Source organism: Microvirga terrae, from assembly GCF_013307435.2.
In the GTDB taxonomy this organism is placed as follows: domain Bacteria; phylum Pseudomonadota; class Alphaproteobacteria; order Rhizobiales; family Beijerinckiaceae; genus Microvirga; species Microvirga terrae.
Genome location: NZ_CP102845.1, coordinates 4,436,118 through 4,457,310, shown reverse-complemented (window position 1 = coordinate 4,457,310; position 21,193 = coordinate 4,436,118). Strand labels below are relative to the sequence as shown.

19 protein-coding genes are annotated in these 21,193 nt (G+C 64.5%); 12 read left to right on the top strand and 7 right to left on the bottom strand.

The features are described from left to right. Window positions 1–115 precede the first annotated feature (115 nt). Window positions 116–3,625 (bottom strand): PAS domain-containing hybrid sensor histidine kinase/response regulator, encoded by a 3,510-nt coding sequence (locus HPT29_RS20965; RefSeq protein ID WP_173947106.1) that lies wholly within the window; start codon window positions 3,623–3,625, stop codon window positions 116–118. Between the two features lie 71 nt (window positions 3,626–3,696). Beyond that, complete coding sequence (locus HPT29_RS20960; RefSeq protein ID WP_173947107.1) at window positions 3,697–4,611, bottom strand: LysR family transcriptional regulator; 915 nt, start codon at window positions 4,609–4,611, stop codon at window positions 3,697–3,699. Between the two features lie 101 nt (window positions 4,612–4,712). Here HPT29_RS20960 and HPT29_RS20955 point away from each other — a divergent pair, with 101 nt between their 5' ends. The 4 genes from HPT29_RS20955 to HPT29_RS20940 all read left to right on the top strand — a co-directional run bounded on the left by HPT29_RS20955 (window position 4,713) and on the right by HPT29_RS20940 (window position 7,491). Next, a complete protein-coding gene (locus HPT29_RS20955) occupies window positions 4,713–5,147 on the top strand; it encodes a DoxX family protein (protein ID WP_173947108.1) in 435 nt (144 codons plus the stop codon). Window positions 5,148–5,157: 10 nt separating this feature from the next. Continuing rightward, complete coding sequence (locus HPT29_RS20950; RefSeq protein WP_173947109.1) at window positions 5,158–5,685, top strand: VOC family protein; 528 nt, start codon at window positions 5,158–5,160, stop codon at window positions 5,683–5,685. A 53-nt stretch (window positions 5,686–5,738) separates the two neighbouring features. Beyond that, entirely contained in the window at window positions 5,739–6,173 is a 435-nt protein-coding gene (mscL, locus tag HPT29_RS20945) for a large conductance mechanosensitive channel protein MscL (RefSeq protein ID WP_173947110.1), read from the top strand. 115 nt (window positions 6,174–6,288) lie between these two features. Beyond that, entirely contained in the window at window positions 6,289–7,491 is a 1,203-nt protein-coding gene (locus HPT29_RS20940; RefSeq protein ID WP_173947111.1) for a pyridoxal phosphate-dependent aminotransferase, read from the top strand. Window positions 7,492–7,504: 13 nt separating this feature from the next. Here HPT29_RS20940 and HPT29_RS20935 read toward each other — a convergent pair whose 3' ends face one another. Next, complete coding sequence (locus HPT29_RS20935) at window positions 7,505–7,969, bottom strand: RbsD/FucU family protein (RefSeq protein WP_173947112.1); 465 nt, start codon at window positions 7,967–7,969, stop codon at window positions 7,505–7,507. 157 nt (window positions 7,970–8,126) lie between these two features. Here HPT29_RS20935 and HPT29_RS20930 point away from each other — a divergent pair, with 157 nt between their 5' ends. Further along, window positions 8,127–9,176 (top strand): AbrB family transcriptional regulator, encoded by a 1,050-nt coding sequence (locus HPT29_RS20930; RefSeq protein ID WP_173947140.1) that lies wholly within the window; start codon window positions 8,127–8,129, stop codon window positions 9,174–9,176. A 112-nt stretch (window positions 9,177–9,288) separates the two neighbouring features. Here HPT29_RS20930 and HPT29_RS20925 read toward each other — a convergent pair whose 3' ends face one another. Beyond that, window positions 9,289–10,791 carry a hypothetical protein gene (locus tag HPT29_RS20925; protein WP_173947113.1) on the bottom strand — a complete coding sequence of 501 codons (1,503 nt, stop codon included), beginning with the start codon at window positions 10,789–10,791 and terminating at the stop codon, window positions 9,289–9,291. 137 nt (window positions 10,792–10,928) lie between these two features. Continuing rightward, a complete protein-coding gene (locus HPT29_RS20920) occupies window positions 10,929–11,816 on the bottom strand; it encodes a MurR/RpiR family transcriptional regulator (RefSeq protein ID WP_259060228.1) in 888 nt (295 codons plus the stop codon). A 124-nt stretch (window positions 11,817–11,940) separates the two neighbouring features. On the opposite strand from HPT29_RS20920, the gene HPT29_RS20915 reads away from it, so the two are divergent. The 5 genes from HPT29_RS20915 to HPT29_RS20895 all read left to right on the top strand — a co-directional run bounded on the left by HPT29_RS20915 (window position 11,941) and on the right by HPT29_RS20895 (window position 18,399). Further along, window positions 11,941–12,729: an N-formylglutamate amidohydrolase gene (locus HPT29_RS20915; RefSeq protein WP_173947114.1), complete on the top strand. Its 789-nt coding sequence runs from the start codon at window positions 11,941–11,943 to the stop codon at window positions 12,727–12,729. Window positions 12,730–12,792: 63 nt separating this feature from the next. Further along, the gene (locus HPT29_RS20910) at window positions 12,793–14,328 is read left to right on the top strand and encodes an amino acid permease (RefSeq protein WP_173947115.1); all 1,536 of its coding nucleotides are present in this window, start codon (window positions 12,793–12,795) and stop codon (window positions 14,326–14,328) included. A gap of 21 nt (window positions 14,329–14,349) precedes the next feature. Next, window positions 14,350–15,759: a glutamine synthetase family protein gene (locus HPT29_RS20905; protein ID WP_259060227.1), complete on the top strand. Its 1,410-nt coding sequence runs from the start codon at window positions 14,350–14,352 to the stop codon at window positions 15,757–15,759. A 73-nt stretch (window positions 15,760–15,832) separates the two neighbouring features. Beyond that, window positions 15,833–17,224 (top strand): aldehyde dehydrogenase family protein, encoded by a 1,392-nt coding sequence (locus HPT29_RS20900; RefSeq protein ID WP_173947116.1) that lies wholly within the window; start codon window positions 15,833–15,835, stop codon window positions 17,222–17,224. An 11-nt stretch (window positions 17,225–17,235) separates the two neighbouring features. Then, window positions 17,236–18,399, top strand: coding sequence for an iron-containing alcohol dehydrogenase (locus tag HPT29_RS20895; RefSeq protein ID WP_173947117.1), 1,164 nt, complete (start codon window positions 17,236–17,238; stop codon window positions 18,397–18,399). A 66-nt stretch (window positions 18,400–18,465) separates the two neighbouring features. Here the strand turns inward: HPT29_RS20895 and HPT29_RS20890 are convergent, their stop codons facing one another. Further along, window positions 18,466–19,068 (bottom strand): NADPH-dependent FMN reductase, encoded by a 603-nt coding sequence (locus tag HPT29_RS20890; RefSeq protein ID WP_173947118.1) that lies wholly within the window; start codon window positions 19,066–19,068, stop codon window positions 18,466–18,468. A 103-nt stretch (window positions 19,069–19,171) separates the two neighbouring features. Between HPT29_RS20890 and HPT29_RS20885 the strand changes: the two genes are divergently transcribed. Next, the gene (locus HPT29_RS20885) at window positions 19,172–19,576 is read left to right on the top strand and encodes a winged helix-turn-helix transcriptional regulator (protein WP_173947119.1); all 405 of its coding nucleotides are present in this window, start codon (window positions 19,172–19,174) and stop codon (window positions 19,574–19,576) included. A 5-nt stretch (window positions 19,577–19,581) separates the two neighbouring features. Here the strand turns inward: HPT29_RS20885 and HPT29_RS20880 are convergent, their stop codons facing one another. Continuing rightward, window positions 19,582–20,241, bottom strand: coding sequence for an HAD family hydrolase (locus tag HPT29_RS20880; RefSeq protein ID WP_173947120.1), 660 nt, complete (start codon window positions 20,239–20,241; stop codon window positions 19,582–19,584). A 179-nt stretch (window positions 20,242–20,420) separates the two neighbouring features. On the opposite strand from HPT29_RS20880, the gene HPT29_RS20875 reads away from it, so the two are divergent. Next, window positions 20,421–21,188, top strand: coding sequence for a potassium channel family protein (locus tag HPT29_RS20875; protein ID WP_173947121.1), 768 nt, complete (start codon window positions 20,421–20,423; stop codon window positions 21,186–21,188). Window positions 21,189–21,193 lie beyond the last annotated feature (5 nt).

The window sequence follows — 21,193 nt, the reverse complement described above, 5'->3', positions numbered from 1 at the left end:
GGCCGTCCCCGGACTTGATCCGGGGATCAGTCCCGGCCATCCCGACTTTCTGAAGCTCAGCGCTCTTGGAATCGGGATCACCGACACAAGGCCGGTGATGACGGAGTGCCGGTTCCTACTCCGCCGCCACCTTCGTGGCCCGCCACTGGGTCAGCAGGGCCCGCAAGGCCGCCGGCTTCAGGGGCTTGTTGAGCACATGGATGTTCATGGCCGCCGCGGCGTCGCGAACGACCGGCGTGCGGTCCGCGGTCACGAGCACGGCCGGCGTGTCGACCTGGGTCTTCCAGCGCAGGGCCTTGATCAGCTCGAGGCCGTCCGTCTCGTCGAGGTGATAATCGGCGATGATCACCTCCGGCAGGGCCTTATGCGTTCTGAGCGCCTGATGGGCGCTCTCCAGGTCCGACGCCGTCCAGGTATCGCAGCCCCAGCCCGAGAGGAGCAGGCGCATGCCCTCGAGGATCGCCGGCTCGTTGTCGATCACGAGGACGCGCAGGCCTGACAGCATCGTCGCAGCCGGCTTCGGCGGCTCGGGCGTGGCGGCCGTCGCCGGAAGAGCCGCCACCACAGGCACCTCGACCCGGAACACGGATCCGCGTCCGACCTCCGAATTCAGCGTGATCGGATGTTTGAGCACGCGTCCGATGCGCTCGACGATGGACAGGCCGAGGCCCAAGCCCCGCGCGGCCTTCATGCCCTGATCGAGGCGCTGGAACTCGCGGAAGACGATGCGCTGCTTCGAGGGCGGAATGCCGAGACCCGTGTCCCACACCTCGAGCACGATATGGCTGCCGCGACGGCGCCCACCGACGATCACGCGGCCCGACGGCGTGTACTTGATCGCGTTGGAGATCAGGTTCTGCAGCAGGCGGCGCATCAGGCGCCGGTCGGAGCGTACGGTCAGGGAGGACGGCACGAAGGTGAGCTTGAGGTCCTTGTTGCGCGCCACGGGCTCGAACTCGCGCTGGAGCTGGCGGAACAGCTCGTCGATGCGGAAGCTCGACCATTGCGGCTTCATCGCGCCGGTGTCGAGGCGCGAGATGTCGAGGATGGCGGTCAGGATTTCCTCGACCGCGTCGAGGGAGGCGTCGATGTTCTCGGCGAGCGTCCCGTCGCCTGCTTCGCGGTCCCGCTCCACCAGGGAGACCGCATAGAGGCGCGCCGCATTGAGCGGCTGCAGGATGTCGTGCGAGGCGGCGGCGAGAAAGCGCGTCTTCGAGATGTTCGCCTCGTCGGCTTCGGCCTTGGCGCTGCGCAGGGCTTCGTTGAGGCGCGTCAGCTCTTCGGTTCGCTCGCGCACGCGCTGTTCCAGGGTCTCGTTCGCCCGGCGGCTCGCCTCCTCGGCCAGAACCGTTTCGGTCACGTCCGTGTAGGTGGTCACGTGGCCGCCGTCGGGAAGCAGGTTCGACCGGATCTCGATCACCTTGCCGGACGGATAGAGCCTGAGGCGCACGGGCTCCACATCGTGCCGGAACGAGTGCAGGCGCGCGGCCACCAGCTCGTCGATCTTGCCCGGTCCATAGGATCCGCGCGAGGCGTTGTAGTGCACGATGCGCTCCATGCTGATCCCCACATGCACGAAGTTGGGGGGCATGTCGTAGAGATCGATGAAGGCTTGGTTCCAGGCGAGCAGGCGCAGATCGCTGTCGAGCACGGTGATGCCCTGCTTGGCGTAGTTGAGCGCATGCTGGAGCAGGTCGCGGCTGTGCTGGATGGCCGCGGACGCATCGTCGAGCAGCTTGAGAGCGGCTTCCGTGGAAACGGTGCGGCGGCGCAGGAGCAGCGACAGCGCGAGGCGCGAGGACGCCGTGCCGATGGCCGATGCCAGGAGGTGCTCCGCGTAGCGCAGGAGATGGACATCGGCTTCGGCCCGCGGGTCGAGGTTCTGTCCGCGGCTATGGGTGAATCCTTCGAAAGATCGGTTCGTCCGCTCCTCGCCGAGGTAGCGGGCGACGGTGGCGCGCAGTTCGCCGACCGTGACGCTGGCGCGGAACAGGCGGAAGCTCGGGGCCGCCGAGGCGGCGGCTTCGCCTATGAACAGATCGGCCTGGATCTGCTCCATGGCGGTCACCGGCCGCCACAGGGAGAAGCCGATATAGCACAGGATGTTGAGCGTCAGGCTCCAGACCACGCCATGGGTCAGCTGGGGCAGGTCGACGCCGAACAGGGCGGTCGGTTTGAGGGCCGTGATGCCGAATGGACCGGTGACGACCACGTCGGACCAGAACACCCCGTCCCAGACGAGGCTCGGCAGGAGAAGCGTGTAGGCCCAGGTGAGAAAGCCGACCACGAGCCCGATGCTGGCCCCGAACGCCGTGCCGCGCGACCAGATGAGACCGCCGAGAAAGGCAGGCGCGACCTGCGCGATAGCCGCGAAGGAAAGAAGCCCGATGGCGGCAAGCGCCGCTTCGCCGGAGGCGCGGTAATAGGCATAGCCCAGGAGAATGACGACGACGATCGAGATGCGCCGCACGCCGATCACGAAATTGCCGGGATCGATTCCCGCAAAGGCGCGCCGCCGCAGGACGATGGGCATGACGAGGTGGTTGGAGATCATCACCGCCACGGCGACGGAGTCTACGATCACCATTGCTGTGGCGGCCGAGAATCCGCCCAGGAAGGCAATGACCGCGACGGTACCCGCCCCGTCGGCGAGCGGCAACGCCAGCAGGGTCATGTCCCGGTCGACCGCGCCCTCCGGAAACGACGCAAGGCCTGCGAGCGCGATCGGGATTACGAAGAGATTGATGAGGAGCAGATAGAGCGGGAACAGCCAAGCGGTCCGCTTCAGATCCGCGATGTCATGGTTCTCGACCACCGTCACGTGAAACTGGCGCGGCAGGAGGAGAGCCGCGCAGGTGGAGAGCAGGATGAGGGTGATGTAGCTGCCGAAGCCCGAGGTCCGGCTCATCAGATCCGCCGTGGTCCCCTGCGCGTGGAGGCGCTGCACGATGGCATCGTAGCCGTCGAACATCACGAAGGTGATGTATCCGCCGACGATCAGGAAGGCGATGAGCTTGACCAGGGATTCCAGGGAGATCGCCAGAAGGAGCCCGTTCTGGTGCTCCGTCGCATCCGTGTGGCGGGTGCCGAACGCGACCGCAAACCCCGCCAATACGAGCGCCACCACGAAGGCGAGATCACCGATGAAGGGAAGCTGCGACGGGAACGTCTCGTTGGCCGCTCCGAGAAAGACGTCGAGCGATGACGAGACCGCCTTCAGCTGCAAGGCGATGTAAGGCACGGAGCCGACAAGGGCGATCAGGCTCACGAGGGCGGCCACCCGTTCACTCTTGCCGTAGCGGGCCGCGACGAAGTCGGCGATGGAGGAGATGTTCTGCGTCTTGGCCACCCTGACGATCCGGGCGACGAGGGGATAGCCCAAGCCGATGACGAGGATCGGCCCGATATAGATGGCCAGGAAGTCGAAGCCGGAATGGCTGGCGAGCCCGACGGATCCGAAGAAGGTCCAGGACGTGCAATAGACGGCAAGGGCGAGGGACGCGATGGTGGAGCGAGCCGGACCCTGAATGAAGCGCCGCCCGCCATAATCGCCCCAGTGGGCCACGGTGAACAGGAAGCAGAGATAAACCAGCGCCGACAGCACGACGGCCCAGGTGGCAACCATAGGCTCAACCCTCAAAAGCAAACGTCCAACAGGTTTAGCCGTTCAGGCGCACGAAAGCCATCGCAGGGCCGTCACAGGCCGCGATCCCATTCCGGTTCCGGCCCGAAACGCGCGGCCAGGAACGCCACGAAGGCGCGGACCTTGGCCGGAGCTTGCCGGCCCGAAGGCAGGACGGCATGGATGGCGGGCTCGTAGGTCGGGTAGTCGCGCAGGACCGGGACGAGATCGCCAGCCCGCAGGCTGTCGCCGACGATGAAGGTGGGCTGATAGATCAGCCCCTGTCCGGCAACCGCGGCGGCCAGGAGGGCATCGCCGTTGTTGGCCCGGAGGTTGCCCTGGATGGGCACGACCATGGCGCCTTCTGTGCCGAAGGTCCATCGGTTCGCCCCGATGGCGCTCGGCAGGGTGTAGCCGAGGCAATTGTGCCGGGCGAGATCATCCAGGGTCCGCGGGGTTCCGTGCGCCTCCAGATAAGCCGGGGATGCGCACACGATGGTCCGGCAGGGGGCGAGCCGCCGGGCAACGAGGCTCGAATCCTTCAATCGGCCGATCCGGACCGCCAGATCCCAGCCTTCCTCCATGAGGTCGACATAGCGGTCGGCCAGTCCGAGGTCGAACGAGACCGCAGGGTAAAGCCGGCTGAACTCGGCGAGAGCCGGAACGACCTGGCGGAAACCGAAGGTGAGGGGGACGTTGAGCCGCAGCGTCCCCCGGGGCTCGACGCGATCGAGACTGGCCGAGGCTTCCGCTTCCTCAATCTCGGCCAGGATGCGCTCGCAGGCGGCGAGATAGCTCCGTCCCGCTTCGGTCAGCGCCAGCTTGCGCGTGGACCGGTGCAGCAGCTTCACGCCGAGCCGGTCCTCCAGCGCGGCCACATGCTTGGTCACCATGGTCTGGGACAGGTGGAGCGACCGTGCCGCCGCCGAGAAGCTGCCGAGCGTCGCGACACGGACGAAGACCTGCATGCCGGTCACACGGTCGAGCATGGATCGATCTCACTCTGCGGGTGTGAAGTATAATTCCGATACTTGGATTATCACATCAGTGGTTTGAGATCATATGGGAAGACCGATTTCAGGAGATCTCAATGATCGATACCCGCACCGCTCCCTACGCCGCCCTCATTCTGCGCATCACGCTCGGCGTCCTGTTCCTGGCCCATGCCGGCCTCAAGGTCTTCGTGTTCACGCCGGCCGGCGCGGCGCAGTTCTTCGGCAGCCTCGGGCTCCCTCCGGCCCTGGCCTACCTGACCATCGCGGCCGAAACGGCCGGCGGGATCGCCCTCATCCTCGGGTTCTTCACCCGCTGGGTCGCTCTGGCTCTGATCCCGGTGCTTCTCGGCGCCATCGCGTTCGTGCACGGCCCGGCCGGGTTCTTCTTCAACAACCCGAAGGGCGGCTGGGAGTACCTGGCATTCTGGATCGTTGCTCTCGTGGCCCAGGCCCTTCTCGGAGACGGCGCCCTTGCGGTGCGGGCTGGTTCGGCGAAGACTGCTCCCGCATTGTCCACCCGTTCGGCCTGAGGCTCGCTCCATGATCAAGCCCATTCCCCATGATGCCACCGGGCAGCCGGTGGCCCGGCCCATCGATCCCGGCGTCAGGATCGGCCATGTCCACCTGAAGGTGGCCGATCTGGACCGAGCGCTTGCCTTCTATTGCGGCGTGCTCGGCTTCGAGCTGATCCAGCGCTACGGCACCCAGGCGGCCTTCGTGTCCGCCGGGGGCTACCATCACCACATCGGTCTCAACACCTGGGAGAGCAAGGGCGGTTCCCCGCCGCCTCCCGGCACCACCGGTCTCTACCATGTGGCCATCCTCTACCCGACGCGGGCCGCCCTCGCCGACGCGCTCTATCGGTTGGTCGAGACCGGCATTCCGCTGCAGGGCGCGAGCGATCACGGGGTCAGCGAGGCGCTCTACCTGAGCGATCCCGACGGCAACGGCATCGAACTCTATGTCGACCGGCCGCAGGAGCAATGGCCGCGAACGGCCGAGGGCGAACTTGCGATGGTCACCCAGCGGCTCGATCTGAAGGATCTCCTGGCCGCCCGTGAAGCTTGACGAAATTCCCAGATCGGGCAGCTTTAGCCAGGGGGCAGCAGAGAGGTCCGGTCATGTGGAATGAATTCAAGCAGTTCGCCCTGCGGGGGAACGTGGTCGATCTCGCCATCGGCATCATCATCGGTGCCGCGTTCGGCAGGATCGTGGATTCCCTCGTGGGCGATGTGTTCATGCCGATCATCGGGGCCATCACCGGCGGCCTCGATTTCTCGAACTACTTCACGGCCCTGTCGGGCAACGTCACGGCGGGCTCGCTCGAGGAAGCCAAGAAGCAGGGGGCGGTGCTCGGCTGGGGCAACTTCATCACGGTCGCCATCAACTTCGTCATCATCGCCTGGATCCTCTTCCTCCTGGTCAAGGGCATGAACCGCCTCCGCCGTGCGGAAGATGCCAAGACGGGCACGGCCGAGAAGCCTCCGGAAATCCCGGCCGACGTGAAGCTGCTGACGGAAATCCGCGACCTCCTGAAGACCGGGCGGACGAGCTGAGATCGATCACAGGTTTCGATCGGACCCTTCGTCTTTCGTGATGAGACCCATTCCGGACTTGCCTTGAGCGGGCGAACGGGCCATGCCTGATCGCCCGTCTCCGAGGAACTTCCCCATGAACGCGTCCGTCTCGATTCCGTCCGTTCTCAACCTGCGCCCCGAGGCGGAAAAGGCGCCGACGAGCGGCATCGTGGACGTGTTCACCTACGGTCGCCAGAAGCCCGGCATCATCCCGCTCTGGGTGGGCGAGGGTGACCTGCCGACCCCGTCCTTCATCTGCGATGCGGCTGCCCAGTCGCTTGCCAAAGGCGAAACCTTCTACACCTACCAGCGCGGCATTCCCGAACTGCGCCAGGCCATCGCCACCTACCACGAACATGTTTACGCCAAACCCTTCGATCCGGAACGCTTCTTCGTGACGTCGGGCGGCATGCCGGCGATGCAGCTCGCCTTCCGCATGCTGGCAGGCAACGGCGACGAGGTGCTGGTCCCGACCCCCGCCTGGCCGAATTTCACCGGTGCGATCACCGTTGCCGGCGCGCGTCCCGTGGCCGTGCCGATGACCATCGACGCGCGCGGCTGGCATCTCGATTTCGAGCGTCTCGAGAAGGCCATCACCTCGCGGACCCGCGCCATCGTCATCAACTCGCCGTCGAACCCGACCGGATGGGTCGCAAGCCATGCGGATCTTCGCGCCGCGCTCGATCTCGCCAGGAGGCACGGCCTCTGGATCGTGGCGGACGAGATCTATGGCCGCTTCATCCACGATCCGGCGCTGACCGTCGACGGACGGGCGCCTTCCTTCCGCGATGTCATGGAGGCGGACGACAAGATCCTCTTCATCCAGACCTTTTCCAAGAACTGGGCCATGACCGGATGGCGCCTCGGCTGGCTCGAAGCCTCGCCGGCCATGGGCCAGGTGATCGAGAACCTGGTGCAGTACCAGACCTCCGGAACGCCGGTCTTCATCCAGCGCGCCGGTGTCGCGGCCATCGAGCAGGGTGAGAGCTTCCTGGCCGATCAGATCGGCAAGGCCCGCCGCGGCCGGGAGATCGTAGGGCAGCTGGCCGAGACCGGCCTCGTGGAGCTGGCCCCGCCGAGCGGCGCCTTCTATGCCTTCCTGAAGATCAAGGGTGCCACGAGCTCGAAGGATGTCGCGTTCCGTCTCATCGATGAGGCCAATGTGGGCCTCGCGCCGGGCTCCGCCTTCGGCGAGGCCGGGGAGGGCTACCTGCGTCTTTGCTATCTGCGCAAGCCCGAGGACGTGGAAGAGGCGGTCCGCCGGATCAGCGAAGCCCTCCCGAGGCTCGTCGCCTGAGGCGGAACCTGACCTAGGGCGGCGGAATCACGCCCTTCTTCAGGATGAAGCAGCCGTAGAAGCGACGCTCGCCGGTCGCCACGATCGCATAGGCCCGCTTGGCGCGCTCGTAGAACGCGAAGCGCTCGACCGATCCCATCGGCCAGGTGTCACGTCCGGCATCGCGCTGGGCCACCGCGTCGATTTCGCTCTGGGCTTCCTGCTGGATGGCCGGAAGGTCGTCGGGATTGCCGACGACTTCCATGCGTTCCGCGGGAGTGTCGACGAAGCTGTCGAGCGGCATCAGCGACAGGACGGCCCGGATGGCCCGCGGCGAGCCGATATTGTCCAACCGGACCACCCGGCCATAGGCCGTCTGGCGCGCAATGGAATCGGCGGGGAAATTGGCGTCACAGATCACCAGATCGTCCCCGTGGCCCATGGACCGGAGCACATACAGCAGGTCGGCGTTGAGCGCCGGGTCGAGTCCATGAAGCACCGTTTCCTCCGTGTCATGATTGATGGTGCAATCTCATCAGGCTTTCGGGATCTCCGCAACGCTTCCGTCGTTCCATGGCCAGACCGTGACCGCATGGCCACTGCGCACCATCGGCATTTGACCTAAGGGGCCGGGCCGTCCATTGAGCCAAACCGTGATGCGTCTTGTCCTTGCCCATCTCGCCCAGATCCTCGTTGCCGCACTTGGCGGGCTTGTCTTCTACTGGCTCGGGGTCCCGGCCGCCTGGCTGTCCGGCTCGGCGATCGCCGCCACCCTGTGGGGGTTGACCGGCTGGTCCGTGCCCCTGCCGAAGGCGCTGTCCGATGCCGCCATGCTGACCTCGGGGGCCGCCATGGGGGCGGCGGTGACGCCGGCCGCGATCGCCGCCATGGGGCGCTATCCGGGCAGTCTCATCCTGCTGGTCATCGGGGTCGTGGCGATCTCGGCCGCCTCGAGCGCGTGGCTCGTGCGCATGTCGGGCTGGCGCAAGGCCGATGCGGTGCTGGCCTCCGTTCCGGGGGCCCTCTCGACGGTCCTCGCCGTGGCGGCCGACCGGAAGGCCGAGGTGGCGTCCATCGCCATCGTGCAGAACTTCCGTCTCTTCGTGCTGATCGCCCTGCTGCCGAGCCTCGTGGTGGTGACCGGGGGCGGGGGCAATGCCGGCATGCTGGTCGGCGAGGGGCTCCCGGTCGAGAGCCCCGGCGGCATGGCCTTCATCCTGCTCGGCGGCCTCCTGCTGGGGACGGTATTCGCCCGGCTGAAGGTGGCCGCTCCGATCCTGCTCGGGGCCACCGTCGTCAGCTCGGTCAGCCACGGAACGGAATGGGTGACGGGCGTGATCCCTCCGGTGATCGCCACGGGCGGCCTCGTGCTGATCGGGCTGTTCATCGCCGAGCGGTTCCGCAACCTCCAGCGCTCGACCCTGAGAAGGGCTCTCGTGTCCGCGCTAGGCTCCTTTACGGTCGGCATGGTGGTGGCCGCCCTGTTCGCAGGTGCCGCCGCCTGGCTTGCCGGGGTCAGCTTCGCCAACGGACTCGTCGCCTTCGCGCCGGGCGGGCTTGAAGCCATGACCGTGCTGGCCCTGATCCTCGGCCTCGATCCGCTCTATGTGGGCATCCACCACCTCGTCCGGTTCCTTGGGATCGGCCTGGTCCTCCCATTCCTCATCGGCTGGCTGCAGAGAGCCCGGCCGGAAGCGGCGGAATAGGGCAACGGGTTCCGGCCTCCTGTGCGCGTCGTCGGTGTATTGCGACGGGCGAGCATGGCATCTCGGGTTCCGGGGCTTCTCAAAGGAGTCCAGATAGCCACAGGACGGATCGTCAATTCGATGCCCTCAGTGCGTTCCCGGCTCGCTGAGCCTGCACCTTCAGCCAGTTCAGGACATCGGAAACGTGCTTAGGTCGACGTTGCTCGCGGGATTGTCGAGCCGGGTTGATGGGAATGGTCGAGAGAAGCTGAGGGGCGCATCGGCCGATGATGATCCGGAAGGCCGTCGCGCTCTTGCGATCGGGTTCCGACACCCCAAGAAGCGCCTCGAAGATCGAGCGGCTGTTGAAGGGGATGAAGCAGTCGGCATAGAAATCGCGCTCTAAGAGGATCATCCCATGCCACGCGCTCATCCTGTGCTCCCAGTAGAACTGATCCCGCGGGTCCAGGATGCCGCGCGCTGCGTTGAAATCGGAATCGCGAATGAAATCGGCAAAATATTCATGCATCAATCGGTCGCTACGCAACTCCTGTAATATGGAGGCTTTGCGGGCCGAGTTGGGGATCGCGGCAAGGGCCATGTCTGTCATGGATCGAGGATTGTCCGGCAGATTATCTGCATACCATTGCCCCTTGTAGAAGAATCGGCCGATCTCCAGGAGATTGGCCGTCACGGTGAGGGCGTCGGTGTCAGCAAAATGGTCCTGCATCGGCTGTACCACCGAATGATGATGATTGTAGTAAGTCGTCCTATTGATGACACGTTTCAGATCGGGAGGAGCAACACTCGGTGTCGGCACGACGACGTGTGCAATTCCTGCGATCCGGGCCAGTTCGCTGGCAAGCTCGCAATCGACGGATGTTCTGTCTCCACGATCATACGTGTACCCGTCGAACGGGATCCCGGCCTGGAGTGCAAGGGCCAGCATCGTTCGGGAATCGAGGTCTGCGGTGATGCTCAGGGAAACGCGTCTTCCTGCTGCAATTCTCTTGAGAGCCGTTGTCACGCGCTCGCAAACGATATCCGCTGCCCTCTGAGGCGCGACCTCCCTGATGCGACCGCGCGGCCAAAAGCGGACGACCTTGCCTTTCGCGAAATCGTACAGCGTGTTGGCTGTCAGCAGGCGCGTTCTGACATAAGGCGTGTGATTTCCCGGAAAGCCGTAGCGATAGGGAAGAGTGACACGCTTGATCTCACCACCAAGGGTCTCTTCGACGAGCCGGGCGTGGGATGCGACGACGCCGCCTTCTGCCGCATAAAAGATCGTGCGCATCCCCGTGGCATCGCCAAGAACGGATGGGACGTCCTTGGGGCCGAAAATGATGACGTGCCTGCCGCAATATTGGTCGAGGGCATCATAGAACAGCGCCGTGCTCGCAAGAAGCGCACGGAGCAGGTGCTGAGCGGGAGTTTCCTCGGCGGGCCCTTCGCCGAGCGGATTATGATCAGTGTCCAGGCTTGTCGAGGACGTTTGCCCTCGATCCGTCTCGGTGCTGACGCACGTCCCCAGGATCACCACGGCAAGTTCGCCGCTTGATGCGGAATCAACGCAATTCGCAGCTTCGATGAAGAAATTGTCGAAGATCGGACCCGCCTTGAAACCTGGCGGGGGCATAGTGCCGTACCTGGAGAGGAGAAAGCCCCGTGGGTAAGCTTGAGGTTCCATAAGGAGAAGCTTCTTTAAATGTTATTCCATCTCCTTATATCTTCTATAACATAACATTAATACCCTAAATATGAGGCTGGCCTCCTCTAGGTTCTCCGGTTCCTTAGACGCTCAACCGCCTCCATGCGCGGTTTGGCACTTTCCCACAGGCGTTTCGTGACGGCCGCCACGAGAGCTTCGGTGAGGAGCAGGAGGCCCGCCGACGAGTCCCAGTTGGAAGGCGCCACGATATGGGCCGGCAGCACGTGCCGGGCCACACGGGCGATCGGCGAGAGCCAGGGATCGGTGAGCAGAACCACCGTCGCGCCCTGCCTGGCGGCCGTCTCGCACAGGGCCGTGACGTCCTCCTGGTAGCGCCGGATGTCGAAGGCGACGACCACGTCCTTGCGTCCGATCTCGATCATCCGATCGCGCCAGAGCACCGGCTGCCCCTCGATGAAATCGATGTGGCTGCGCACGATGCGGAAGTGGCTCTCCGCATAGCGGGCCAGAGCGCCGGTGAAGCGCCCGCCGGTGAAATGAATGTGCCGGCGCGGATCCGACAGCAGCGCGACCACGGCTTCGAACTCGGCCGGTGCGATGTTCTCCACCGTCGCCTGCAGGTTCCCGATCACCGCCTCCGCAAAGGCCGCGAGCGCCGGCGCACTCTGGCTCTTGTCGGAGGGGCTCGCCTTGGCCAAGGGGGAGAGGAGCTGAGCTTCCAACTCCTCGCGCAGGTGCTTCTGGAAGTCCGGAAAGCCACCGAATCCGAGGCGGGTGACGAAGCGTAGGACTGACGGAGCGGAAATCCCGGCCCGGGAGGCGAATTCGGCTACCGTGTCGAGGCCCGCGAACGGATAATGGCTCAGGAGAAGATGCGCAGCGCGCTTCTCGCTGGGTGTGAACGAATCCATCTCGAGACGGATGCGCTCGGCGAGGCTCGGCGGTGCGGTCAGGGGAGGGCGGTGGTCGTCGCGCATACCGGATTGATTCACACCCCCTCCTTGACGGTTCTGAAAACCTGTATCAGAAATTTCATCACGAGAGAAAAGTACAAGAAACGTATCAAGCGTTCAAACGGGGATTGGCCGGCCTTCGGGCGGGTCGACGGAGAACCGCATGACGCAGGCGAGTCGGAAGACGGACGATCTGCCCCCTGCCGTAACGGCAGAACAACCGGTTGCCACCATCGAGAACCCGAACGGGCGTTCGCCCATCCTGCTCATCTGCGAACATGCCTCCAATCACCTCCCGGCCCGCTACGGCACGCTGGGCCTCCAGCCCTCGGATCTCGAAAGCCATATCGCCTGGGATCCGGGCGCGCTCGGCGTGGCGAAGGATCTCTCGCGGCTCCTCGACGCGCCGCTGATCCACGCGGGCGTCTCGCGCCTCGTGCTCGATCTCAACCGAGATCCCTCGGCGCCGGATTCGATCTGGACGCTCAGCGAACGCACCACGATCCCCGGCAATCTCGATCTCGACGAGACGGAGAGGGCAGTCCGGGTGCGGGAGGTGTATGACGCCTTTCACGGCGTGGTCGACGCCCTCGTGAAGTCCCGCACGGCCGCAGGACAGCTGGCCGCCGTCGTGTCCATTCACTCGTTCACGCCGGTCTATCGGGACGTGCCGCGCCCCTGGCAAATCGGCCTGATCTTCGATCGCGACGAGCGTTATGCGCGCAGCGTCGAAGCCGGATTGCGGCAGGACCCGACGCTCATCGTCGGCATGAACGAACCTTATTCTCCAGCGGACCGGGTGTTCCACACCCTCGAGCGACACGCCGTGAGGCGAGGCCTCCATCCGCTGATGATCGAAATCCGCAACGACCTGATCCGCGCACAAGACGGACAGGCGTCGTGGGCTCGCCGTCTTGCGCCGCTTTTGAGGGAGGGGGCACGGACGCTCTGATGACGGGCATGGCGCGGACCGTGCCGTGACCCGAACGACAGAACTTCTTGGAGGATCTACTCGATGTCAGTCGGACAAGGAAGCACCGGGGTGCATGCGCCCCCGGCCGGCGTGCAGGGTGCCGCCGGCATTACCTACACGACCGTGGATGAGAGCTATTTCGAGGCGCGGCGGCTCAAGCGCCACGCCCGCGTCTGGTCGCTTTGGGCGCTCGGCGTCGGGGCGGTGATCTCGGGCCATTATTCAGGCTGGAATCTCGGCCTCGCCAACGGCTTCGGGTCGATGTTCTTCGCCACCATCGTCATCGCCGTCATGTATCTCGGCCTGACCTTCTCGCTGGCCGAGATGTCGCCGGCCCTGCCACACACCGGCGGCGCCTATTCGTTCGCCCGCACCTCCATGGGACCGTGGGCGGGATATGTCACGGGCATCGCGGAGAACATCGAGTTCGTTCTGACTCCGGCCGTGATCGTGTTCTTCATCGGCTCGTATCTGTCGGCGATCTTCGAGACGGCGCCGGCCTTCCAGCCCGTCTATTGGGTGCTGTGTTACGCCCTGTTCGTCGGCCTCAACATCATCGGGGTGGAACTGTCGTTCAAGGTCACGGTGACCGTGACGCTGGCCGCTCTCGCGGTGCTCGCCTTCTTCTACGTGTCGGTGCTGCTCTCCGGTCAGTTCGACTTCGCCCGCTGGGCGCTGAACATCGGCCCCGATGGTGCGGAGCTTCCCAGCGGCAACGGCCCGTTCCTGCCGAATGGCGCCCTCGGCATCCTGGCGTCCCTGCCTTTCGCCGTGTGGCTGTTCCTCGCCATCGAGCAACTGCCGCTCGCGGCCGAGGAATCGCATGACCCGCAGCGGGACATGCCCAAAGGCATCATCGCCGGCATCTTGACCCTGATCGCTTCAGCGTTCCTCGTGCTGTTCCTGAACACGGGCATCGCACCGGGCGCGGTCGGGCTCGGCAAGTCCGGCGAGCCGCTGCTCGACGGGTTCCGGACCCTGTTCGGCACCGATATCGCGAAGATCCTGGCGGCCATCGCGGTGATCGGGCTCATCGCATCCTTCCACACCATCATCTTCGCCTTCGGACGGCAGATCTACTCGCTGTCGCGGGCAGGCTACTTTCCGAGCTTCCTGTCAGTCACGCACGGAGCGCGCAAGACGCCGCATGTGGCCCTGGTGGCGGGAGCGGTGATCGGCCTTCTCGTCATGCTGGTCATCTGGTTTTCGGTCGGTGCCGAAGCCGGAGCCACGGTCATCGGCGGGACGCTGCTCAACATGGCGGTCGCGGGAGCAATGCTGGCCTATTTCATGCAGGGCATGTCCTATATCGTGCTCAAGAGGAAGTTCCCGGACTTGCATCGGCCCTATACGAGCCCCTTCGGCATCGCGGGCGCGGTGATCTGCATGGCGATAGCGGCCGTGACGCTCGTCTTCCAGCTGACCGACCCCGTGTTCCGGGCCGGCGTGACCGGCGTGGCCATCTACTATGTGGTGATGATGGCCTATTTCCTCCTGATCGGGCGCCACAAGCTCATCCTCTCGCCGGAGGAGGAATTCGCGCTCACCAAGGGTGAAAGCGGATACAAGACGCACTGACGCCACAAGGGAGCGCGCGTCGTGCGCGCTCCTCTCCTCCGCCAGGTCAAGGTTCTTCGTATGGACGCTCCCAAGATCAAGAATGCCGCGGATGCGGTAGAATATGTGCGCAGCCGCGATCTTCGCTTCGTGAAGGTCGGGGTGACCGATGTCGACGGCATCATGCGCGGCAAGTACATGGCACGCGACAAATTCGAATCAGCCCTCGAAAAGGGCTTCGGCTTTTGCGACGTGGTCCTGGGCTGGGACTCCAACGATCAGCTCTACGACAACACCAAGCTTACGGGTTGGCACACGGCCTATCCGGATGCGCCGGTTCGGGTGCTGCCGGAGACGATGCGGCTCATTCCCTTCGAGGACGATCTGCCGTTCTTTCTCGCCGAGTTCGAGGGCTATGCGGAGGAAGCCTGCCCACGTGGGGTGCTTCGGCGCGTCCTGAATCGGGCGGAGGCAATGGGTTTTGCCGTGTCGGCCGCGGCCGAGTTCGAGTTCTTCCTGTTCGAGGAAACGCCGCACTCCGTAAGGGAGAAGGATTACAAGAACCTCAAGAACATTACGCCGGGATTTTTCGGATACTCCGTGCTTCGGTCAGGAGTCCATGCGGATTTCTACCATGAGCTCCTCGACCTCGCGAACAGGATGGATTTCGAGATCGAGGGACTGCATACCGAAACGGGGCCTGGTGTTCTGGAAGCAGCGATCCGCGTCGACGATGCCCTGAAGGCCGCCGACAAGGCGGCGCTGTTCAAGACCTACACCAAGATTCTGGCGCAACGCCGTGGCTGGATGGCGACCTTCATGGCGAAATGGTCGCGCGACTGGCCCGGTCAATCCGGCCATCTGCACACGTCCCTGCGCGACCTGCGGTCCGGCAAAGGCGCATTCTACGATCCGTCCGGCAAGCACACCATGTCCGAGACGATGCGCTGGTTCGTCGGCGGCCAGCAGGCGCTGATGCCCGAGCTCCTCGCCATGGTGGCCTGCACGGTCAACAGCTACACGCGGCTCATCCCGGGCTTCTGGGCACCGACCGATTCGGCCTGGGGCGTCGAGAACCGCACCACGGCGCTGCGGGTCATCCCCGGATCGGAGAAATCGCAGCGCGTGGAATACCGGGTCGCCGCCGCCGACATCAACCCGTACATTGCCCTGGCGGCGGCCATCGGGTCCGGCCTGTGGGGCATCCAGAACCGGATCGATCCCGGAGACCCCATCGAAGGCAACGCCTATGCGGTCGAGCATCCGAAGGAGCGGGCCTTGCCGCGTTCCCTCGGCGAGGCGGCCGAGCGTCTGAAGGGGTCCAAGGCGGCCCGAGAGCTTTTCGGCGACACCTTCGTCGACCATTATGCGGCCACCCGCGAATGGGAGGAGCGCGAGGCCCGCAAGGCCATCACCGACTGGCAGCTCGCCCGTTACTTCGAGATCATCTAAAAGACCGTCCCATAATCAACGCACAGGAGGCGACCATGATTCTCGGGGATCATGGTCATTCAGGCATACCATCATGGCCGATACCGATATCGTCTGCATTTCCCCCATCGACGGACGCGAGCTCGTCCGCCGCCCCATCCTGTCCGAGGCTGCCATCGAGGCCGCCCTTGTCTCGGCGCGCGAGGCGCAAAAGGCGTGGCGCAACACACCCATCGCCGAGCGCGCGCAGAAGGTCCCCGCTTTTCTCGACGCGCTGCTCGCCATGAACCAGGAGGTGGTGCCTGAGCTTGCCCAGCAGATGGGCCGCCCTGTGCGGTACGGGGGCGAGTTCCGCGGCGTCGAGGAGCGGGCGCGCCACATGATCGGGATCGCGGAGAAGAGCCTCCAGCCTATCCCGGCGGATGACGAGAGACCGGGCTTCCGCCGCATGATCAAACGGGAGCCGGTGGGGCTCGTCATGGTCGTCGCGCCCTGGAACTATCCGTATCTCACCGCCATCAACACAATCGTGCCGGCGCTCATGGCCGGCAATGCGGTCCTGCTCAAGCACGCTTCCCAGACGGTTCTTGCGGGTGAACGCTTCCAGGCGGCCATGGACCGGGCGGGAATGCCGAAAGGTCTGTTCCAGAACCTGTATCTGAGCCATGATCAGACAAGCCGCATCCTGAGTGCCGGCCTCGTCGATCACTGCAACTTCACCGGTTCCGTCTCGGGTGGTCGCGCCATCGAGCGGGCGGCGGCGGGCAGCTTCACGTCGCTCGGGCTCGAACTCGGTGGCAAGGATCCCGCCTATGTGCGCGAGGACGCCAACATCGATCACGCCATCGAGAATCTGGTCGACGGCGCCTTCTTCAACTCGGGCCAGTGCTGCTGCGGTATCGAGCGCATCTATGTGCACGAGAGGCATTACGACCGCTTCGTCGAAGGCGCGGTCGATCTCGTGAACCGATACGTGCTCGGCAATCCGCTCGACGAGGCGACGACGCTGGGGCCGATGGCGCATAAGCGCTTTGCCGATCTCGTGCGCCACCAGAATGCGGAGGCCGTGGCAAAGGGCGCGAGGGCGCATATCGACACCAAGCGCTTCGGGGCGGACGTGGGCGACACGGCCTATCTGGCGCCACAGGTGCTGACGAACGTCGATCATTCCATGAGCGTGATGCGCGACGAGAGCTTCGGCCCGACGGTCGGCATCATGAAGGTGAAGGGAGACGAGGAGGCGATCCGCCTCATGAACGATTCCCCCTACGGCCTCTCCGCGGCGATCTGGACCTCCGATGTCGATGCGGCCGAGGCCATCGGCGAGAAGCTTGAGACCGGCACCGTCTTCATGAACCGCTGCGACTATCTCGATCCCGCGCTCGCCTGGACGGGCGTGAAGGACACGGGTCGTGGGGCGAGCCTGTCGAGGCTGGCTTATGAAGCGCTCACACGCCCGAAATCCTACCATCTCCGTCAGATCTGATTGAAACCATCATGACCGCATCTCCACGCTCCAACTGGAACTACCCCACCGCCGTGCGCTTCGGCGCAGGCCGCATTGCGGAACTGGCCGAGGCCTGCAAGGCTTCGGGAATCTTGGCTCCGCTCATCGTCACGGACCCGTTCCTCGCCACCCAGCCGATGACGAAGGCGACCCTCGACCAGCTCACGGGCGCCGGTCTGAGAGCCGCGATCTTTTCGGACATCAAGCCGAATCCGGTTGAAACCAATGTCTACAAGGGGCTTGATGTCCTGAGGTCCGGGAAGCACGACGGCGTCGTCGCGTTCGGCGGAGGCTCGGCGCTCGATGCTGGCAAGGTCATCGCCTTCATGGCGGGCCAGACCCGACCCATGTGGGACTTCGAAGACATCGGCGATTGGTGGACCCGCGCCGATCCCAAGGGCATTCTGCCAATCATCGCCGTCCCGACGACCGCCGGCACCGGCTCGGAGGTGGGGCGTGCCGGGGTGATCACCCAGGAGGCCACGCATACCAAGAAGGTGATCTTCCATCCGCTCATGATGCCGAAGATCGTGATCTGCGATCCGGAGCTGACGGTCGGCATGCCGCCGCACATTACGGCAGGCACCGGCCTCGATGCGCTGGCTCACTGCCTCGAGGCCTATTGCGCACCGGGCTATCACCCGATGGCCGACGGGATTGCGGTCGAGGGCATCCGCCTCGTGAAGGAGTACCTGCCCCGCGCCTACAAGGACGGTCAGGACATCGAGGCCCGCGCGCAGATGATGTCTGCCGCCGCCATGGGAGCGACCGCGTTTCAGAAAGGCCTCGGGGCGATCCATGCCCTCTCGCATCCAACCGGCGCGCTCTATGACACCCATCACGGCCTGACCAATGCGGTCTTCATGCCCTACGTGCTGGTCTACAACCGCGAGGCCATCGAGACCCGGATCGAGCGCCTCGCTGCCTATATCGGCCTCGAGCCGTCATTCCAGGCCTTCTTCGACTGGGTGCTGCAGCTGCGCAAGGATCTCGGCGTGCCGCACACCCTGGAGGGGCTGAAGGTCGATGCGGCCCGCTTCGACGAGATGTCCGAGATGGCGCCGAACGATCCGACCGCCGGCGGCAATCCAGTGCCGATCACCCGGGAGAGCGCCCGCACGCTCTTCGAAGATGCGCTGGCGGGACGTCTCTGAACGGCTGACAAAGGCACAGAGGCACCGCTCTGGCCGAAAGCGGTGCCTCTTGGTTCGACAGGACAATCAGGCGGCTTCGGCCTTGCGCTCCAGAGAGGCTTTGTGCTTGGAGCGGACGCCCTTCAGGGCCTCGGTCCAGACGTGGAGTTCATCCAGCATGGCCGCGGCCGAGGTCCTGTAGATCTCGGCGGGCTTCAGCTTTCCGTTTTCCAGGTTCTGGAACACCATCGGCATCGGCACGCCTTCCGTGATGGGCATCACCTTGAAGGTGGTGAGAATCTGCTTCGTCATCTGGACGGCGCGAAGTCCACCCGAGATGCCGCCATAGCTCACGAAACCGGCCGGGGTGTATTGCCACTCCGCCACGAGATAGTTGAGGGCGTTCAATAGAGAAGGCGGGGGGCCGAAATTGTACTCGGGCGTTACGAACACGAAGGCGTCCGCCTCTGCCACACTGTCGCTCCAGGCCTTGGTATGCGCGTGGTGATAGTTGCGCAGGCGCGGATGCTCGGGCTCGTTGAAGACCGGCAGGTTGAAGTCGGCCAGATCGACCAGAACCGGATCGAACCTGCCGTGCTCGTCGGCGAAATCGCGGAACCATTCCGCGACGCTCGGACCGATCCGGCCGGGGCGAGTGCTGGCGATGATGATGTGAAGCTTGGGCTTCATGGGATGTCCTTGGTTTGCATTCGGGGGCCGGAGCACATAAGTTCCGTTTTGTAACCGAGGCTCATTAAGTAACTTCTTGAGCGTCGCGCAAGGAGGCACTTTCATGTCACCCAGTCACATCCATGTGCCCACCAACTGCCGGACCGTGACCGAAATTCTGTCGCGCGTCGGCGACAAATGGAGCGTGCAGGTCGTGGTCCAGATGGGCGAGGGCCCCAAGAGATTCAACGAGTTACGCCGTTCGGTCACGGGCATTTCCCAGCGCATGCTCACCTTGACGCTGCGCGGATTGGAGCGGGACGGGCTCGTGACGCGCACCGTCTACCCGACCATTCCACCCCGGGTGGATTACCAGCTTACAGAGCTGGGTTGCTCCCTGCTCAGGACTGTACGGGGGCTCGGCGAGTGGGCGATCCAGAACCGGGATGAGATTCTGGCGGCGCGCCGACGCTTCGATGAAGGCGGTGCCGGCCATGATTCCAGCGAGCTGCGGCCCGACGCCGCCTGAGGCAACTAGGACGCGATCCTGTGCTCCAGGATCTCCCAGAGGGCCCGGTCGTGGAAGGTCACGATGGCGCCGTCGGCGCCGATCTCCCTCATCTCGCCCGCGGTCAGGCCGGTCAGGACACCGAAGGAGAAGAGGCCTGCAGCCTTGGCAGCCCTCATTCCTGATGGGGAATCCTCGAACGCGATGGCCTCCTCGGCCCGGATGCCGAGCCGCTCCAGGGCCGTCAGATAGGGCAGGGGATCGGGCTTGCCGCGCTCCACCTCCTCGATGGTGATCTCGACCTTGAAGCGGCCCGCTAGTCCCAAGGCTTCGAGCATGTGATCCGCATTGAGCCGCGGCGCGTTGGTGACGAGGGCGATCTGGATATGGCGCGCCTCGGCCCAGTCGAGGAGTTCGAGAAGCCCGTCCAGCGGCTTGAGGTCCGACGCCATGCGGCGGAAGGTGGCCTCCTTTTCGTCGGCATAGGTTTCGTGCCGCTCCACCGGCAGGTGAGGCAGGAGAGACGCGAAAATCGCCTCGTTGGTGCGCCCGATGATCTGGGAGCGATAGACTTCCTCGGTGATGTCGACGCCCTCGGCCTTCAGGACCTCGGCGAAGGCCTCGAGGTGCACGGGGTCGCTGTGCACCAGTGTTCCATCCATATCGAAGATCAGAGCTTTCAGCATCGGGACATCTCTCAACAGCATCGGGTTTCGAGGCGAGGGAATAGACCGCTTCGTCCCGGATGGCACCCCGTTGGAATTGCAACCCTGCTCTATAGATAATCAGGGAGTCGATAAACCCTATAAAACGTGATTCGACCGATGGTTCGCACTTCCTTCCGCCCATTCGACGAGACCTCCCGATGCGGATAAGAGATAGGCTGAGGCTTCTCTACGAGGGCGATACTCAGGAAGCGCATCAGTTCCGCTATGCTCTGCTGGTCTTCGACGTGACCACGATCCTGTTCATCGTCATCACATCGTTCCTGCCGCGCTCGCCGGCCTTCGAGTGGGTCGACGTGATCATCGGGTTGATCGTTCTGGGCGACTTCTCAGCCCGCTTGGCCATCAGCCGGACGCCTTGGCGGGATCTGGCTCATCCCGCGACCCTGGCGGATGTCGCGGCCATCGTGTCGTTTCTTGCGCCGGTCGTCGGAGAGGGCATCGGGTTCCTGCGAATCCTGCGCACCCTGCGCCTGCTGCGCACCTATCAGCTGCTCGCCCGCCTGAGGTCCGACAGCGTCTTCTTCCGGCGCAATGAAGATCTGATCATCGCTTCGGTCAACCTCGGCGTCTTCATCTTCGTCATGACGGGCTTCGTCTACGAGACGCAGCGCTGGACGAACACGAAGATCGGCAACTACATCGACGCGCTCTATTTCACGATCGCGGCGCTCACCACGACCGGGTTCGGCGATATCACGTTGACCGGCACACTGGGGCATCTGATTTCGGTCATCATCATGATCTTCGGCGTCACGCTCTTCCTGCGTTTGGTTCAGGTGCTGTTGAGACCCGACAAGGTGAGGTTTCCCTGTCCCGTCTGCGCCCTGCAACGCCATGACCGGGATGCGGTGCACTGCAAGGCTTGCGGCACCGTCCTCAACATTCCGGACGAGGGGGCGATCTGAAGTCC

What these genes read in the sequence shown, in the direction of transcription:
- HPT29_RS20915 (WP_173947114.1), top strand. Translation starts at nt 11,941, where the DNA reads ATGACGCAGGCGAGTCGGAAGACGGACGATCTGCCCCCTGCCGTAACG.
- HPT29_RS20950 (WP_173947109.1), top strand. Translation starts at nt 5,158, where the DNA reads ATGATCAAGCCCATTCCCCATGATGCCACCGGGCAGCCGGTGGCCCGG.
- HPT29_RS20965 (WP_173947106.1), bottom strand. Translation starts at nt 3,625, where the DNA reads ATGGTTGCCACCTGGGCCGTCGTGCTGTCGGCGCTGGTTTATCTCTGC.
- HPT29_RS20880 (WP_173947120.1), bottom strand. Translation starts at nt 20,241, where the DNA reads ATGCTGAAAGCTCTGATCTTCGATATGGATGGAACACTGGTGCACAGC.
- HPT29_RS20900 (WP_173947116.1), top strand. Translation starts at nt 15,833, where the DNA reads ATGGCCGATACCGATATCGTCTGCATTTCCCCCATCGACGGACGCGAG.
- mscL (WP_173947110.1), top strand. Translation starts at nt 5,739, where the DNA reads ATGTGGAATGAATTCAAGCAGTTCGCCCTGCGGGGGAACGTGGTCGAT.
- HPT29_RS20875 (WP_173947121.1), top strand. Translation starts at nt 20,421, where the DNA reads ATGCGGATAAGAGATAGGCTGAGGCTTCTCTACGAGGGCGATACTCAG.
- HPT29_RS20885 (WP_173947119.1), top strand. Translation starts at nt 19,172, where the DNA reads ATGTCACCCAGTCACATCCATGTGCCCACCAACTGCCGGACCGTGACC.
- HPT29_RS20940 (WP_173947111.1), top strand. Translation starts at nt 6,289, where the DNA reads ATGAACGCGTCCGTCTCGATTCCGTCCGTTCTCAACCTGCGCCCCGAG.
- HPT29_RS20925 (WP_173947113.1), bottom strand. Translation starts at nt 10,791, where the DNA reads ATGCCCCCGCCAGGTTTCAAGGCGGGTCCGATCTTCGACAATTTCTTC.
- HPT29_RS20895 (WP_173947117.1), top strand. Translation starts at nt 17,236, where the DNA reads ATGACCGCATCTCCACGCTCCAACTGGAACTACCCCACCGCCGTGCGC.
- HPT29_RS20910 (WP_173947115.1), top strand. Translation starts at nt 12,793, where the DNA reads ATGTCAGTCGGACAAGGAAGCACCGGGGTGCATGCGCCCCCGGCCGGC.
- HPT29_RS20930 (WP_173947140.1), top strand. Translation starts at nt 8,127, where the DNA reads ATGCGTCTTGTCCTTGCCCATCTCGCCCAGATCCTCGTTGCCGCACTT.
- HPT29_RS20890 (WP_173947118.1), bottom strand. Translation starts at nt 19,068, where the DNA reads ATGAAGCCCAAGCTTCACATCATCATCGCCAGCACTCGCCCCGGCCGG.
- HPT29_RS20960 (WP_173947107.1), bottom strand. Translation starts at nt 4,611, where the DNA reads ATGCTCGACCGTGTGACCGGCATGCAGGTCTTCGTCCGTGTCGCGACG.
- HPT29_RS20955 (WP_173947108.1), top strand. Translation starts at nt 4,713, where the DNA reads ATGATCGATACCCGCACCGCTCCCTACGCCGCCCTCATTCTGCGCATC.